We start from the raw sequence: 15,992 nt of genomic DNA, 5'->3' as shown, positions 1-15,992 counted from the left end.
ATATGCCGGAGTGTAAGTTAAGTGTCGGCCGTGCAACCCTATAGTACAACAGTCCCTTTTTATATTAGGCAATTTTATGGGATTTTTTTGATACTTCCTTCACTTTTCTAGTTGCAATAATGTTAACACCTGTGTCCAATACATTTTTAATTATTATATCTCCAATATTTACAGGAGCTTTCACTACTATTCCCTTCAAAGCCTTTATGCAATCAAATATTTTTTCCTTTGGTATATCTGCTTCTGTTTTTACAGGAACTACTCCTATTTCTCCACCCTCTACATATACTGAAGAAGTCACTATTCTTGTAGGATTAGTACATTCCTTTTTAGCGTATTCTTCTCCTCTTTTACAAGTAAAGCCTGTAACTTCAGTTACTTCTTTTCCTTCTAATTTAACTTGAAGCTGGCAACCTATAGGACATCCTATACATGTTAACTCTCTCATAAGCATATCTACTACTCCTTCTCTACCTTAATAGTAATTTTTTTGCACTCAGGATATTTATTCATTATTTCTTTGGAAAGTTTAACTGTTTCCATTTCTCCTGGTGTAAGTATTCTTTTCTTTATATGCATTTCTCTTACATCATCAAAATAAACCGAAATATAGCTATCTCTAAATACATCTCCAACTCTAAATCTTACCTCTAAGCTCTTCTCTATATTTTTAGGATTTACTTGCTTAGGTACAGTATATCTAACGCCATCTGTTGGTATTAATTCTATCTTTTTACCATCAAATCTCTTGCCTTTTACATAATCTGCTGCATTTCTACCTGCATTGTAGCTTTCTACTGTAACATTATCGACTAAATCATGAACATGTAGAACATTACCACAAGCAAAGATTCCATCTTCATTTGTTTCTAATCTATCATCAACTTCTGGTCCGCCAGTTATATTTGATAATTTAATATTAGCGTTTCTTGATAGTTCATTTTCTGGAAGAAGCCCTACAGATAAAAGAAGTGTGTCACAAGGTATAAATTCTTCTGTGCCTTTTATCACCTGTCTCTTTTCATCTACTGCTGCAATAGTTACTCCTTCAACTCTCTCTTTACCCTTTATATCTGTAACAGTATAACTTAATTTTAAAGGTATACCAAAGTCATCCAAGCATTGAACAATGTTTCTCTTAAGACCACCTGAATATGGCATAAGCTCAACTACAGCCTTAACCTTTGCTCCCTCAAGTGTCATTCTTCTTGCCATTATTAGTCCTATATCTCCTGAACCTAATATAACAACTTCCTTGCCTGGCATGTATCCTTCCACATTTACGAACTTTTGAGCAGCACCTGCTGTGTATATTCCTGCACATCTGCTTCCTGGAATGTTTATAGCTCCTCTTGGTCTTTCTCTACATCCCATTGCAAGTACAACTGCCTTAGCTTTTAGTTCAAGTATTCCATCTTCCTCGTTAACTACTGTAATAACTTTATCTTCGTTTAAGTCCAATACCATAGTATTCAATTTATATGGTATTTTCATTTCTTCTACCTTATCAATGAATCTTTGTGCATACTCTGGCCCTGTTAATTCTTCCTTGAAAGTATGAAGTCCAAAACCATTATGAATACATTGATTTAATATTCCGCCTAATTGACTTTCCCTTTCAAGTATTAATATATTATCTATGCCTTCTTCTCTAGCTGAAATTGCTGCTGCAAGTCCAGCTGGTCCTCCACCAATTATTACTATGTCATACTCTTGCATATTAATAAACCTCCAAGTAATATTAATTTCATAATTTTATTCATCTAAATTGTTTCTTTATCTTTGCCTACTAGTAATTGAGACTTACCCCCAAACTTAGTTACTTCTGTTGGAAGTATATTAAGTTCTCTAGATAAAATTTCAACTATTCTAGGTGCACAAAATCCTGATTGACATCTTCCCATCCCGGATCTAGTTCTTCTTTTAACGCCATCGAGAGTTCTTGCTCCTAAAGGTCTTTTTATTGCATTTATAATTTCCCCTTCAGTAACAGTTTCACATCTACATATTATCTTACCATATCTTGAATCCTGCTGTATAAGCTTATTTCTCTCTTCATTATTCATCTCTCTAAATTTAGGGATTCCTTTTCTTATAGGGTTAAATCCTTCATTTTTACTTGGACTTAGTTTTTCTACTATAATATTCACAACCATTTCAGCTATTGCAGGTGCACTTGATAATCCAGGTGATTCAATACCTGCTGCATTTATAAAGTTCTCAGCATCCTTCGCTTCTCCAATTCTAAAATCATTTTCCACGCTGTGGGCTCTCAATCCTGAGAATGAAGTTATAACTTGTCTTGTTGGAACTTGTTTAATACTTAAGCCTGCCTTATTTAATACATCATTAAGTCCTTCTGCTGATGTATCTAAATCATTTTTATCTTCTATATCTACTGCGTTAGGGCCTACTAACAAATTTCCATCCACTGTTGGGGTTACTAGTATTCCTTTTCCCATCTTAGTTGGAAGTTGGAACACAGTTTTTGATATCATATTCCCTACTGATTTATCAAATAAGCAATATTCTCCTTTTCTTGGAACTATAGTTAACTTATTATTACTTACCATATTATTTATTTCATCCGCAAATACCCCTGCAGCATTTATCACTATATTTGTTTCAATATTACCTTTATTAGTTTTCAATACATACATGTTATCTACTTTATTTATAGTCTCTAATTTAGTTTCAAATTTAAAATCCACTCCATTTGTAAATGCATTTTCAGCTAAAGCTATAGTCATTTCATAAGGACAAACAATTCCACCGGTTGGAGCATGCATTGCTGCAACTACTTCATCTGATATATTTGGCTCCTTTTCTCTTAGTTTATCGCCTTCTATTATTTCTAGACCTGGAACACCATTTTTATCGCCTTGTTCTTTTAAGTCATTAAGTTTGCCTAAATCATCCTTGTCAAAGCATAATACTAAAGATCCGATCCTTTTAAATGGGAAATCTAGTTCTTCTGCTAATTTATCAAACATGGCGTTTCCTTTAGCATTTAATTTCCCTTTTAAAGTAGCCGGTTTGGCATCAAAGCCAGCATGAACTATTGCACTATTCGCTTTAGTTGTTCCATTTGCTACATCTGAATCTTTATCAATAACACATACCTTTAATTTATACCTTGAAAGTTCTCTAGCTATTGAACACCCAATTACTCCAGCTCCTACAATTGTTACATCAAACATAGAATTCTACCTCCTTAAATATAAAACAAAAAGAGAGCACAAATTTAAGGTACAACATACCTCAAAATTTGGCTCTCTTAAAACTCCGCCATAATACTTAATTTTAAACTTCTAAATTAATATTAGCACAAATGTTCTAAGTATTCAACTTTTAAATATATTCAAATTTTGTGAAATAAACCTGAGGAGCAAATTAATCCAATATTTTATTCGATATATCTAGACTTTATTATACTGAAGCTTTTTCTTCTGAAGCTGCTTTGTTCTTTTGAGCAGGAATATATTTATAAACAACATAATATGCTAGACCTACCATAACAACTCCACCAACTATATTGCCAAGAGTAACAGGAATTAAGTTATTTATTATTCCAGATCCATTTATTACTTTATTTGGTGCTAATCCAGATGCTTTCAAATATACTGGATTAGTTTTAGCAAAAATTCCTGCTGTTAAAAAGTACATATTGGCAACACAGTGTTCAAATCCACAGGCTACAAAAGCCATTATTGGAAACCATATTATGAATATTTTGCTAATAACATCCTTAGCAGCTGCAGCGCCCCAAACTGCAAGACAAACCAAGAAATTACACATTATAGCACTTGCAAAGGCTGTTCCAAAGGATAGACCTCCTTTAGTTGAAGCTACTTTTATTACAACTCCCCCAAGTTTTCCAGCACTCATATTGAATACTCCTGCTTGAAAAACTAAAAATGCTATAAGTATAGAACCAAGAAAGTTGGCTATATAAACTACTACCCAGTTCTTTATCATATCTATTACAGTTATCTTTTTATCTACGAGTGGTACAACCATTAAACAATTTCCTGTGAATAATTCTGCTCCACATATTATTACTAGCATAAGTCCTACAGGGAACACTGCAGCACCTACAAATTTTGCTACACCAGCATCGGCTATTCCATGTGAAACAACTGCCGAAACAGCTCCCCCTACTGCTATAAATGCACCTGCCAATAACCCTAATATAAATTGCTGCATTATAGTTAACTTTGCCTTACCGCAACCGCCTCCTATAGATACGTCACACAATTCATTTGGTTTTAACATATGACTTTCCATGATATAATCCCCTTCCTTTTGATTAATTTATAGTTATTAAAATAATTATGTTTAAAATTCCAAAGTCAGTTATACAAAAAAGCATTGCAATATTTCATCTAAAGCGATATTACCGAAGTATTGTGTTAAATTAATATTTTTCAATAAAGTTTCAATATCACCTTTTTCATATTTGTTTCCTACAATACTTTTCTCCAATTCATCTACACCACATAATGCTAAGAAATCCCCATAAATCTTGCACTCAGTAATGTATCCATCATTTACATTAAGAAGTATCTCTAATTTACCATTGGTAAATCTTTTTGAATTCTTAAAATTAAACTTTGGAGACTTACCATAATTCCATTCCCATGTATCATATTTGCTTTCTTTTAGTTTGTTTATACTATTTGCATCATCTTCAGATAAACAATATTCCTCTAAGTCGTTGTTTTCAAATAAATTCTTTAGAAGTAATTCTTTGAATTCATTAATACTTGTGCCCTTTTCTAAATAATCTTTAATGTTGGTTACTCTACTTCTTACAGATTTAATGCCCTTAGATTGAATTTTATCTAATGATACATTAAGTACTTTTCCTAGAATATCTAAGTTAGAGTCAAATAGCAAAGTTCCATGGTGGAGTATTCTTCCTTTATGCATGCTTTGAGCATTCCCAGAAAATTTCTTTCCATCAATTGTAAGATCATTTCTGCCACTTAACTGAGCATTTACTCCGAGTTTCTTTAACGCATTTATAACTGGTATCGTATATTTCTTATAGTCAATCATATTATTCTTATCATATCCTGTTATAAATGAAAAATTTAAGTTACCTAAATCGTGGTAGACAGCGCCACCACCAGTTATTCTTCTTACTACATTTATTTTATTTTTTTTAACAAAGTCAGAATTAATTTCCTCTATAGTATTTTGGTGCCTTCCTATAACAATTGTATTATCATTCTGCCATAAAATAATAAAGTCTTCTAAGGCCCCCACAGTCTTAAATATATACTCCTCTAATGCTAAATTAAAATATGGATTAAATGAATTACTTAAAATATATTTCATCAAGTTTCCTCCGGTTAACACAAATTTGATTGTTAAATATTAAACTATCTCGAATAAGCTAAATTTGTTATAGTTCCAATAGAAACATCTCCAACTACTGCCAGATCCTCTGCCGAAAAATAGAAAGGTGCATTACCATCAAATAGTATTTGTGATGAAGGCGGAAATTCATCATCACCCTCCCATAATGCAAAGGTTACATATATATTATTCAGGAATTCAAATTTATAGGCTATATCCCCCATGTCCACTTTTTCTGCTCCAAGCTTTTCTAGAGAATTTTTAAAACCTTCAATATTTTTTCCAAAAGTTTTGGCTAATCTTAAAAGACATCTTCCATAGAAATTATTGTAATACATATTTCCACCGTCAACGTCTCTATATGTTATATTCTTACCTAATGGGGCAACCCCTTTTGCATTCATTAAGTATCTTAAGATTAAAGCTTTTGGTGGATATTTTTCTATTTGTGTTCCATCTTCCTTAAACACTTCACCTGATGGATATTTTACTATTACATTCTCACCCATTAGTCTAACTACAAATTGTCCACTTTCTCTATCATATATAGTTCCGGTATTCTTTTCCATGACTTCAGGATTAAAGTTTTTAAATATGCTTTTATTATAATCATATGGTATCTTATCTTTTCTTTTTTCTTCTATTGCAACCCTATCCATAAATACTTTTCATCCTCTCAACTTCCTTATATAATGAAATTTGGTTCATAGTTTAAAAATTTTGCGACACAAAATTTTTATGAGAGGACAATTGACAGAGGACAGAGGACAGTGAAGGTAAGTTTTCTTCCTTACGTCAGAAAACTAATTTATTTCTTGTGGATTCGTTTCTCCAAAGCGAAACATCATCGGTTTAATTAAGCACAGCTTAATTAAATCTTATTTACCGAAAGTAAAATTAAAGATTTTTCGTAGTGTAACGGAGAAAAATCCTCCTTCACTGTCCTCTGTCCATTGTCCTCTGTCCTCTAAAAAATGCTTCGCATTTTTCTTAGATTACAAATTAAAGTTTAAAACCATACACTAAATATGTTTTTGCGCTTCTAACAACATTTCGTCTGCTTTTTCCATAAATTCAATTGCTTTTTGTATGTGAGTTGAGACTTCTATTTTATTCATCAATTTTGATTTTTCAACCCATTCTTTAAAGCTTTCTTCATGAGATTTATTATGATCAACCCAGTGATGCAGCAATATTTTCAAAGTTTTTTCTTCTTTTGTTAAATTTTCGCCTGCTGCCACTTCACATCCATGTTCATGGTCATGATGGTCATGGTGGTCATCATAATGATGTTCGTGACTTCCACTGTGATCATGACTATGTTCATGATTATGATAATGAGAGTGCTCATGTTCATGCTCTTCTCCATCATGGCTGTGATTATGCTCGTGCACATGTTCGTGGTCATGTTTATGTGTATTGCTGTGGTCATGTTCACCACAGCAACAATTTTCATGCTCATGTAAATGATTATTATCCATAAAAAATCCCTCCATAATAAATAATGTTATTTAATATTTTCTATTATTATTTTATGATCAAGAAGTCTTATTTCTTTAAGCATACCTTCAATTAATTTTTCTTCTCCTAAAAGGTCTGTTAACAATAATCTTCCATTTTCTTTTGGTACTATGTCTATAACATAGTCCATCAATTTTCTTTCACCTTCTGCTGTAATTAAATATGCTGTTGATTCACACATTTTTAACTACCTCCTTAATAATTTTTCAACACTAGGAAACTTTTCAATATCAGTATGCGGCAAAAAGCATGAAGATACAAACTCATCCATATACCCTGGTTCTACACTAAGTTCAACATATGTCATATTATTTGATACTTCTTCTAATTTACGCCTAGCATCTTCACTCATTAGAGTTAAGTAACATCCCATTAATGAACTATTTCCCACATAAGAGATTTTACTTTCGTCTACATCTGGAAGCATACCTATCTTTATAGAGTTTCCAATATCTAGACTGTTACCTATTCCTCCTGCAATGTAAATCTTGTCAATCATGGTAAAGTCCATTCCAAGACTATTTAAAAGTGTCGTGATTCCAGAATAAATAGCCCCTTTTGCTCTAATAAAATTATCTATATCAACTTCCGTTATGGTTACGTCTTTTTCTAATTTATATTGCTCTTTGAATACAACTACGTATTCCCCAATTCCATGTTCATCAAATCTTATTCTTGATGTATTTAAATCTCGAATAAGTTTTCCTCTTCTATCAATTATACCTGCAAGCATCAGCTCACATATTAAGTCAATTATCCCTGATCCACAAATTCCTACTGGATCTTGATTGCCAATTACTTCAATTTCTGGTTCATAAGTTTTGCGATTGATTTTAACTCCTTCAATAGCTCCTCCTGCTGCTCTCATCCCACTGCTAATTTCTCCACCCTCAAAGGCTGGTCCTGCCGAACAAGCACAGGTCATTAAATATTCCTTATTCCCAAATACAATTTCACCATTTGTTCCTAAATCAATGAACAATATCATTTCATCACTAGCCCATATGCCTGATGATAACACTCCTGCAGTGATATCTCCACCAACGTAACTTGCAACAGAAGGAACCAAATATACAAATGTTTCTGGGTTAACATTAATTCCTAGCTCTGATGCTTTTATAAATGGTGGCTTTACAAATGCTGGTATGTATGGTTCCATTCTCAAATAATCAGGATAAACTCCTAAAAATAAATGAGACATAGTTGTATTTCCTGCTGTTACAAAGGATACAACCTCATCCCTTGATATACCAGTATCGTTATACATTTTTTCTAAAAGTGGATTTATTGTTTCTTCAATTATTGCATGATTTAACTCTGCAAGCCCATTTCTTTTCGTAGAATATATTATTCTATTTATAACATCTGCTCCATATTTTATTTGTGCATTACCTGAAGACGCTTTTGCTATAAGCCTACCTTCATATAAATCAACTAAACAAGCTGCAACAGATGTAGTTCCTATATCTAGTGCTATTCCATAAAGTCTATTTGTAGTATTACCTTTTTCCATATTAATTATGGTAGTCTTTTTATGACCTCTTGGTATATGTGTTATAGTAACTTCAAAGTTAGCTTCCCTAAAAAGCGGCGGTATTTTTCTTAGCAACGGAAGCCTACAAAATACACTATCATATCCCAAATTATTTCTTAAATGTCTTTTTATTCTCTCAAAATCAGATATATTATCATCTATTGTAGGAGGATCTAGTTTTATACAATCTTTTTTTACATAAGTTTTAAACTCCATTCCATTCTCTAATACCTGCTTCTTTGCATTCTCAAATATCTTATTTTCTCTTTCTCCGGATAAATCTTCTATTTTCATACCATGCATAGCCGCTGATGCATTAGAAGGAATCTCAATAACTACATCTTCTATTACTTTTGCGTTACAAGCTAAAACATAACCTTCATTCCATTCTTCATCTTTTATATGCCTTGTTTTTTCAGCATCTAATTTTCCTTGTAAAACCTTTACCTTACATTTCCCACAAACACCATTACCATTACATGGGGCATCTATAAAAATTTCGGCTTTTCTAGCAACCTCTATTAAATTTTCTCCAATTGCTACTTCTATTTCTTTATTTTGTGGAACAAATTTAACCTTTAGCATAAATTGTAAATACCTCCTTAAAAAAAACGTTCTCGGTTTTATACCGAGAAGTTTTTTTCTTACTTTAAGCCTGCTTCATATGCAGATGCTTTTAATAAATTGTCAAGTTCACCTTTATCTGACATTTTTATTTTTGCAATCCAACCATCATATGGATTTTCATTTATATATTCTGGCTCATCATCTAACTTTTCGTTAACTTCTAAAACTTCTCCAGATATAGGAGCTATAAAATCTGATGCTTTTTTAGAAGACTCAACTACTCCTAAAGCTTTTCCTGCTTCTACTTGGTCCTCAACTTCTGGCATCTCTACAAATAATATTTCACCAAGCTGTTCTTGTGCAAAATCAGTTACTCCTACATAAGCTTCGTCTCCGTCTACTTTAACCCATGCATGTTCATTACTATAGTATAATTCACTTGGAAAATTCATTATTAACACTCCTTCTTTTTTAAAATTCATAATGAAGGTAGGCTTTCCCTCTACATTAAAAATTACATTTTTAATGTAGGAGAAAAACCTTCAACTTAATTACTAAGAAAACCTAGTAATTATTAATTACATTATTGGATCCATATTTAATGCTGGATGACCTTTTTCTGTTAAGAATGCTACAACTGCATCAGAATCTACTGCTATAGTTTCATCACAAATCATATCTGTGAAGTTGTCTATTCCGTATAATTCTTTAGCTGTTGCATTTAGTTTTTCACCAACAAAGTCTTTTAATTCTTTTGGCATCCAAACTATTCTTTCAATTCCGCCTTCAGCCTTCATAAATTTCTTAGATGGAATAAATGGTCTACCATGTCCCATGAATCCTGGAGTTTGTACTCCACCACCTGTCATGGATGCAAGTTCTCCAAATGTCATTCCAAGTGGAGTTGCAGCACCATATTCTCTGTTAACTATTACAACACCATTAGCTTCTGGCATTATACCAGTTATACATTCGAAACATCCACAAGAAGTCATTGGGCTATTTAATATACTGTATAATGTAACTTCATTTACAGCACCTTGTGATCCCTTTGAAACAGTTTCATTTACTTTTTCCCAGATACCATAAGTTTCATCTATTAAACCTTCCTTTGGTACTGGTTGACATGGTCCTGTTGGGTTTAATTCAAGTGTTGCTTTAGCATCTAACCATGAAACTGCACCGCAAAGTCCAAGTCTTTCTGGAGTTACTATACAAATATGTGCTGGAGCGAATGATTGACAAAGGTTACATGTATAGAATGTATCAACCTTTTCGTCTACTAGTGAGCTAAGTCTTTCATCTCTTTCAGCAAATCTTGGCATAGCAAGACTTTCTTTTAACTCTGCACATTTTGCTGGATCAGTTATTAATGTAACTTCACATTTATCTACAACTGAACCGAATTCATCTAACATTTTAGCATATACAACTTCACCAAAATGTTTTAATCTGAAGCCTTTTTCATAAGCTTCTTTACCTATTCTTAACCAAGTCATGTTTCTTTGTCCAACGTGCATTACACCTTCAATGTAGTTCAAGAAATAGTGAAGTCTTCTTTCTAGAACTGGCTCGAAGTCTTTTTGCATGTTAGCACCAGATACTTTTATAAGCATTCCAAGAGGTAATAATCCTGGAATGTTTGTTAGAGTATCAACATCTGGTCCTATGATTTCTATCTTGTGATCTTCAACTTCACCTGGTTCAGCACTCATAACTAATTCCCAAGCTTCTGTCTTATTACCACCAAATTCTGCATACATGTCATTCTTTCTTATTCTTTCACCTTCGAATGCTGCTGCAAATGCAACTGGTATTGGAATTTCAGTGATTTTTATTTTTATTTTTCTAGCTTCAAGAGAAGTTTTAACAACTTTATCATAATCTTTTTGAGTTAATAATAATGTTGGAACTTCTGTTACTGTTTGATCAGTTACTACAGGGAATCCAAGTGCTATAGCACCTGCACCTGCTGAAACTACAAGTTCGCTTAATGGTCCAAAAGCATTTACAAATGCTGGAACCCTCTCTGAAGTATATTGTAACAAATCTGCTAAATTTCCTGGTTTAATTGCTCCAAATATTAGAGCTGCTCTTATAGCAACAGTTACAACATGGATTACTGAAGTAACATCATATCCTAGTGGAATAACTCTTAGTTCAAGACCCATTTTAACATTAGCTTCTACAGCTTGATCTATGACTTTACCAACTAAGAATGTTAATAATCCTTTTGATTGGTAATCTTTTATAACTTTTGCTGCAGTTTCAGCATCTGGACATTCTCCAAGAACAACCGCAACACCTGGGATATCACCAGTAACTAGTGGTACTCCTAATGAACGGATTATAGGGTCTGATATGAAGCCTGCACATGGTGCAGCATATGGTGCGTCTGAAAGCACATATTTAGCTGCTTCAACTAATTCTGCTGCAACAGCTGTAGCAAGTCCTGCATTTAATGCTTTGTCAAGCATTTCTTCCTCAACAATTAAGCTTCTAACAACATCTAAAGCTGCTTCTAATTCAGCTACAGTAGTAACTTTCTTACCTGTAGCAGCATAGAATGTTGGTAATGAATATGCTGTGTCAGGGAATGCAACTTTACAATCTCTTCCCTTTTCATCAACGGCTTGTTTTACAATACCCTCTGCAGCTGCTAAGGCTTGCTTTGAACCAGTGAATATAGTTTGAAATAAATTCATTTTTTAGCCCCTCCCTAAATTTAAATTATATGTTAAAATTATAAGTCTAAATAAGAATCAGCATATAAAACTGCTCCGTTTACAACGTCACAAGTTTTAATAGTTTCCATTAATCTTAAATCACAAGGATTTACGATTGCAGAAGTAAGTCCGCATTCAATTGCCATAGCAGCAAAAGTAGCATCCATTATTGGTCTTATTTGTTTTGGTGCTCCATTTGATACGTTACTTAAACCACAAGTAGTCTTAAGTCCCATTTCACTTATCATTCTGATACCTTGTAAAACTTCTTTTTGTTTGTCTTGCATTCCTTTTATAACTAGGAATAATGGATCAAATAATAAGTCAGTTGGTTCCATTCCAAGACCCATAGCTCTTTCAAGCATTTCTGTACAATATGCTATTCTTTCATCATTATCTTTTGTAATACCTTCTTTTGCACATAGTGCTATACACATAGCATCATATTCTGCAGCTAAATCTATATTAGTAATTCTTTCGCCAGCATCAGCTGAGTTTACGATTGGCTTTCCTTTTGATCTGTTGTAAACTTTAAGTCCAGCTTCGATTGCTTTAGAGTTAGTTGTATCTAATGCTATTGGAACGTTGTCGAATTCTTTTTGAAGTAATTGAACTCCCCATTGCATTAAGTCTTCTCCGCCTTTTTCAGCAGGTCCTATGTTAAAATCTATATAGTGAGCGCCTGCATCTAATTGCTCTTTTGCTCTCTTTATAATCTCTGCAGGGTTTCTTTCTTCTATAGCCTTTCTAACAGCTGGTGATATACAGTGAATTCTTTCACCTATAACTAAAAACTTCTCCATAAATAAATGCCCTCCTACTAATTTTTATATTTAATTAAAAACGGTATTTATTATTAAATTCTATATTTATAATTGAGAATCGAGACGAAACTCGATTCTCAAATTATCCTTAAATTATGTTCACGTATTATTCTTAACCTAACTCTTTTAAGAACTTAGGAATAAACATAGCTTCTGTAGTTCCAACTATGATTTCCCATCCTGGTAAGTTTTCCTCTAAGTCACCTTTTAATACAGCAACTTTTCCTGGAAGTATAAGTTTTCTAGTCTTAACTTTTTCTTCTATGCCATTTTCTTTTATGAATGCAGCAATACTTGATGCTGTAAATTTACCAGCAGCCCATGAAGTAAGAACTGAGTATCCACCTGCATCTGGAATTAACATTTGTACTGGAACTTTAGATCTCTCAACTTCACCTGATACTATGAAGTAAGTTAATGCAAAGTCAACTGTACATATTATTGGAGCACTTTCATCTGCACCATTTAATTTATATAGACCTGGTTCTACTCTCATTGGTTTTTGAGGATCTGTGAATATGTTTTGTCTTAATCCGAATAATGGTAAAGCTCTAACAAAGTCCATATCATCTAAAACGATGATTGCACCATATTTCATTGTAAATAATGTTGATAGAGCAATTTCCATGTATTTGTCACCATTTGCAAGTTTGTTTGCAAATACCATTGTAGGATATCCAAAAGTTCTATCTTGTCCTTGGATATTTATTCTTCTTACTTGAACTGTGTTTTCAAAAGCTTCTTTAACTGTATTTGCAACTGGATGAAGAACTAAGTTCTTGTATCCTAATTTGTGTATTTCTTCAACTAAAGCATATAATGCTTCTAAGCTTTCAGCTTTTACACCTAATACTAGGTTATCAGCTTTAACTAATTCAACCATAGCAGCAAAGTTGTCTTTGTTAGCTCCATATACTAATGGTTTTTCAGCTTTAACTAATTCTAAAGCTTCCTTCATAACATCAACATCTTCACAGTCTAGGATATAAGCAACTTTTAATCCGCTTGCTTTTATTTTATTGATTAAAGCAATATATTTATCTTTGTTGTCATTATATTTTAATTTAACAAACTCAGCTCTCATTTCTTCGCCGATTCTGATATAGTTAACTTCTTTAATATGTGCAATTTTTTCATCTATAGCACTGTCTTCCATAGCATCACAGAATGCTACAGCAAATCTATTTTTATTTACAAATGTCTTTTCATGACGGAATAATACTGTTTCTCCACCTAATTTAACTTCAGCATCTCCAGCACCTATTGTTATAGTCTTCATTATTGGTGCTGTTGCTTCTGATAATTTTTCTAATGCTTCTGGAGCCATGTGTGGACATTTTCCTATTTCAGCTCCGCCTCCTGCTACCTTCATTGAAAAAGCTAGACAAGTTGGAAAACCACAATCTTTACAATTCTTTTTTGGTGTTAATTTAAATATATCTAATCCTGTTAAAGCCATTTTGAATCCTCCCTTATATAACAATCCAGTATAAAATTATAATTATATGTTTTTTATTATGCTAACTCACTAATAAATTTCTTTATAGTTTCTACTGACTTTGGATGACGTAAAATTACTGCATTTGAACCGCCTGTTAAAACACCAGCAGCAGTTGAAACTTCCATAGCAATTCCTCTTCCTTCTTGATCTTCCCATGCATCTGCATCAATAGACTCTTTTACTTTCCAAGTTTCGAATGAAACTGGTGTAATTATAGGAACTTGTAAAGTCTTATCATCTTGTCCGAGTGCTGCAAGTCTTATTCTGTCTAAAGTTGATACAACATATTCATAACCATAACCAGCAGCTGCACATCCAACGTTATCAATTATTTTGTCATTAGCAACACCTAATTGATTAATTAATATGTTCATTTGCTTTGCAAGGTTTATATCAACTGCAGATTCTGCTCCTACTTTGTGGCTATAAGCCATTGCTCCAGCAGCAGCTATTGTTTTATAGTTGTCTTCTACAGCTGCTAATAAAAGAACGTTATGTCCGTCTAATTCAGCTGCAACTTTTTCAAGTAATTTAGCATCTTTATCATGAGTTCCTGTTCCTGATATAACTAATGGAAGTTTTATAGCTTCTGCTACAGCTTTTGCTACTTTAGCACACTCTTCAACTGGTTTATCCTGTCCATTTGGATCAGAACTATCCAACTTTAAACAAATAAAGTCTGGAGCATACTTTTCTTCAACATGTTTTGCCCATGCAACTGGATCACCACATACATCTTTATAAAAGTCTTTTAATAATTGTGGCCATTCAGCTAAGTCATCTGAAATTTCCATACCTACTTTAGCAGTATTTCCTACTTCGCCATCAAAGCCATAGAATGGAAGAACATTTTCTCCACCTAACTTTATAGCCTTTTCTCCTGCTCCAATTTCTACTTCACAAATCTTACCTGAAAATTTCTGTACAGATTTTTTGAACATAATTTAATGCCTCCTTAAACTACTTATTAAATTGTATTTTAGATAAAATATCATGTAATGCTTTTTTAGATAGTGAATCCTCTGGTAATTGAACTAAAGGCTTTCCACTAGAATCATATTCATACACCATAGGGTCCATAGGAACAATTCCTAATAATTCTAAACCTTGATTATTTATTTCTTCCATTGTTCCCTCATTTAGCTTACCTTCTGGTGCTCTGTTAACTATGAGGAATATTTGTCCTACTTTTAGTTTTAACTCATCAACTAGTCGTCTTATTCTTCCGACTGCTTGAATTCCTCTTCTAGAACAGTCACTTATTAAGAATAGAGTATCTATATCTTCAACTACTTTTCTACTTAAGTGCTCCATTCCAGCCTCATTATCTATAACTAAATATTTATAATTTCCGGAAAGTAAATCTATTTGTGTCTTTAATACCCCATTTACATAGCAATAGCATCCAGTTCCTTGAGATCTTCCCATTACGATCATATCATAACCATCGCCTTCTGTTACAGCAGTACTAAGCTTATACTTTAAGTAATCCGCTTTCATCATCCCTGCTGGGAAGCTATCATCAAGTGATCTTTTACTTACGTCCTCTCTTATTTCGCCTATAGTATCTTCAATTTCAACACCTAAAACTTCATTTAAATTGGCATTTGCATCTGCATCAACTGCAAGAATAGATCCTTCACCTTTTTTTAATAAGTAATCTATCATAAGACCAGTTAACGTAGTTTTGCCAGTGCCTCCTTTACCTGCTACAGCTATTTTATAACCCATAGTACAACCTCCTTCTACTGCTATGCATAGGGGTAAACCCCTATGCTGTTATTACATTGAGTGTACACATTGTTTGTGTACATCATGTAGTGCTTCCATCATTGCTTCTGCTAGAGTTGGATGAGGATGAATAACTTCACCTAACTGCTCTGCAGTTATTCCAAGTTCGCATGCAGCTGTTAGTTCTCCTAACATATCTGTTTCACGTTCACCAATAATAGCAG

The 15,992-nt window shown here is 33.2% G+C and carries 16 protein-coding genes; all 16 read right to left on the bottom strand.

Annotation, left to right across the window (positions count from 1 at the left end):
* Nucleotides 1-64 precede the first annotated feature (64 nt).
* The gene (locus I6U48_RS18875; protein WP_218322025.1) at nt 65-454 is read right to left on the bottom strand and encodes a DUF1667 domain-containing protein; all 390 of its coding nucleotides are present in this window, start codon (nt 452-454) and stop codon (nt 65-67) included.
* A 5-nt stretch (nt 455-459) separates the two neighbouring features.
* The gene (locus I6U48_RS18870) at nt 460-1,719 is read right to left on the bottom strand and encodes an NAD(P)/FAD-dependent oxidoreductase (RefSeq protein ID WP_218322024.1); all 1,260 of its coding nucleotides are present in this window, start codon (nt 1,717-1,719) and stop codon (nt 460-462) included.
* Between the two features lie 44 nt (nt 1,720-1,763).
* Nucleotides 1,764-3,200, bottom strand: coding sequence for an NAD(P)/FAD-dependent oxidoreductase (locus I6U48_RS18865; protein ID WP_218322023.1), 1,437 nt, complete (start codon nt 3,198-3,200; stop codon nt 1,764-1,766).
* 229 nt (nt 3,201-3,429) lie between these two features.
* Nucleotides 3,430-4,287: a formate/nitrite transporter family protein gene (locus tag I6U48_RS18860; RefSeq protein ID WP_218322022.1), complete on the bottom strand. Its 858-nt coding sequence runs from the start codon at nt 4,285-4,287 to the stop codon at nt 3,430-3,432.
* A gap of 69 nt (nt 4,288-4,356) precedes the next feature.
* Nucleotides 4,357-5,343 carry a lipoate--protein ligase gene (gene lplA / locus I6U48_RS18855; protein ID WP_218322021.1) on the bottom strand — a complete coding sequence of 329 codons (987 nt, stop codon included), beginning with the start codon at nt 5,341-5,343 and terminating at the stop codon, nt 4,357-4,359.
* A 44-nt stretch (nt 5,344-5,387) separates the two neighbouring features.
* Entirely contained in the window at nt 5,388-6,023 is a 636-nt protein-coding gene (locus I6U48_RS18850; protein ID WP_218322020.1) for a DUF3786 domain-containing protein, read from the bottom strand.
* 363 nt (nt 6,024-6,386) lie between these two features.
* Nucleotides 6,387-6,845 (bottom strand): DUF8180 domain-containing protein, encoded by a 459-nt coding sequence (locus I6U48_RS18845; RefSeq protein WP_246615444.1) that lies wholly within the window; start codon nt 6,843-6,845, stop codon nt 6,387-6,389.
* Between the two features lie 26 nt (nt 6,846-6,871).
* Nucleotides 6,872-7,066: a CooT family nickel-binding protein gene (locus tag I6U48_RS18840; RefSeq protein ID WP_218322019.1), complete on the bottom strand. Its 195-nt coding sequence runs from the start codon at nt 7,064-7,066 to the stop codon at nt 6,872-6,874.
* A 6-nt stretch (nt 7,067-7,072) separates the two neighbouring features.
* Nucleotides 7,073-9,004 carry a corrinoid activation/regeneration protein AcsV gene (acsV, locus tag I6U48_RS18835; protein ID WP_218322018.1) on the bottom strand — a complete coding sequence of 644 codons (1,932 nt, stop codon included), beginning with the start codon at nt 9,002-9,004 and terminating at the stop codon, nt 7,073-7,075.
* Nucleotides 9,005-9,063: 59 nt separating this feature from the next.
* Nucleotides 9,064-9,438: a glycine cleavage system protein GcvH gene (gene gcvH / locus I6U48_RS18830; protein WP_218322017.1), complete on the bottom strand. Its 375-nt coding sequence runs from the start codon at nt 9,436-9,438 to the stop codon at nt 9,064-9,066.
* A 126-nt stretch (nt 9,439-9,564) separates the two neighbouring features.
* Entirely contained in the window at nt 9,565-11,691 is a 2,127-nt protein-coding gene (acsB, locus tag I6U48_RS18825) for an acetyl-CoA decarbonylase/synthase complex subunit alpha/beta (protein WP_218322016.1), read from the bottom strand.
* 38 nt (nt 11,692-11,729) lie between these two features.
* On the bottom strand, nt 11,730-12,515 hold the full coding sequence (acsE, locus tag I6U48_RS18820) for a carbon monoxide dehydrogenase/acetyl-CoA synthase methytransferase subunit (protein ID WP_218322015.1): 786 nt from the start codon (nt 12,513-12,515) through the stop codon (nt 11,730-11,732).
* A gap of 133 nt (nt 12,516-12,648) precedes the next feature.
* Entirely contained in the window at nt 12,649-13,995 is a 1,347-nt protein-coding gene (gene acsC / locus I6U48_RS18815) for an acetyl-CoA decarbonylase/synthase complex subunit gamma (protein ID WP_218322014.1), read from the bottom strand.
* A gap of 56 nt (nt 13,996-14,051) precedes the next feature.
* Nucleotides 14,052-14,978: an acetyl-CoA decarbonylase/synthase complex subunit delta gene (gene acsD / locus I6U48_RS18810; protein ID WP_246615443.1), complete on the bottom strand. Its 927-nt coding sequence runs from the start codon at nt 14,976-14,978 to the stop codon at nt 14,052-14,054.
* A 19-nt stretch (nt 14,979-14,997) separates the two neighbouring features.
* Nucleotides 14,998-15,768 (bottom strand): ATP-binding protein, encoded by a 771-nt coding sequence (locus I6U48_RS18805; protein WP_218322013.1) that lies wholly within the window; start codon nt 15,766-15,768, stop codon nt 14,998-15,000.
* 51 nt (nt 15,769-15,819) lie between these two features.
* Nucleotides 15,820-15,984 carry an oxidoreductase dimerization domain-containing protein gene (locus tag I6U48_RS18800; RefSeq protein ID WP_312891094.1) on the bottom strand — a complete coding sequence of 55 codons (165 nt, stop codon included), beginning with the start codon at nt 15,982-15,984 and terminating at the stop codon, nt 15,820-15,822.
* Between the last annotated feature and the right edge of the window lie 8 nt (nt 15,985-15,992).

Source organism: Clostridium thailandense (genome assembly GCF_019207025.1).
In the GTDB taxonomy this organism is placed as follows: domain Bacteria; phylum Bacillota; class Clostridia; order Clostridiales; family Clostridiaceae; genus Clostridium_AM; species Clostridium_AM thailandense.
The sequence above is the reverse complement of the archived record's forward strand: the minus strand, read 5'-3'. Positions and strand labels throughout refer to the sequence as shown.

Bases quoted from the DNA above. Each gene is read 5' to 3' on its own strand.
- I6U48_RS18875 (WP_218322025.1), bottom strand. From the start codon at position 454: ATGCTTATGAGAGAGTTAACATGTATAGGATGTCCTATAGGTTGCCAG.
- I6U48_RS18870 (WP_218322024.1), bottom strand. From the start codon at position 1,719: ATGCAAGAGTATGACATAGTAATAATTGGTGGAGGACCAGCTGGACTT.
- I6U48_RS18865 (WP_218322023.1), bottom strand. From the start codon at position 3,200: ATGTTTGATGTAACAATTGTAGGAGCTGGAGTAATTGGGTGTTCAATA.
- I6U48_RS18860 (WP_218322022.1), bottom strand. From the start codon at position 4,287: ATGGAAAGTCATATGTTAAAACCAAATGAATTGTGTGACGTATCTATA.
- lplA (WP_218322021.1), bottom strand. From the start codon at position 5,343: ATGAAATATATTTTAAGTAATTCATTTAATCCATATTTTAATTTAGCA.
- I6U48_RS18850 (WP_218322020.1), bottom strand. From the start codon at position 6,023: ATGGATAGGGTTGCAATAGAAGAAAAAAGAAAAGATAAGATACCATAT.
- I6U48_RS18845 (WP_246615444.1), bottom strand. From the start codon at position 6,845: ATGGATAATAATCATTTACATGAGCATGAAAATTGTTGCTGTGGTGAA.
- I6U48_RS18840 (WP_218322019.1), bottom strand. From the start codon at position 7,066: ATGTGTGAATCAACAGCATATTTAATTACAGCAGAAGGTGAAAGAAAA.
- acsV (WP_218322018.1), bottom strand. From the start codon at position 9,004: ATGCTAAAGGTTAAATTTGTTCCACAAAATAAAGAAATAGAAGTAGCA.
- gcvH (WP_218322017.1), bottom strand. From the start codon at position 9,438: ATGAATTTTCCAAGTGAATTATACTATAGTAATGAACATGCATGGGTT.
- acsB (WP_218322016.1), bottom strand. From the start codon at position 11,691: ATGAATTTATTTCAAACTATATTCACTGGTTCAAAGCAAGCCTTAGCA.
- acsE (WP_218322015.1), bottom strand. From the start codon at position 12,515: ATGGAGAAGTTTTTAGTTATAGGTGAAAGAATTCACTGTATATCACCA.
- acsC (WP_218322014.1), bottom strand. From the start codon at position 13,995: ATGGCTTTAACAGGATTAGATATATTTAAATTAACACCAAAAAAGAAT.
- acsD (WP_246615443.1), bottom strand. From the start codon at position 14,978: ATGTTCAAAAAATCTGTACAGAAATTTTCAGGTAAGATTTGTGAAGTA.
- I6U48_RS18805 (WP_218322013.1), bottom strand. From the start codon at position 15,768: ATGGGTTATAAAATAGCTGTAGCAGGTAAAGGAGGCACTGGCAAAACT.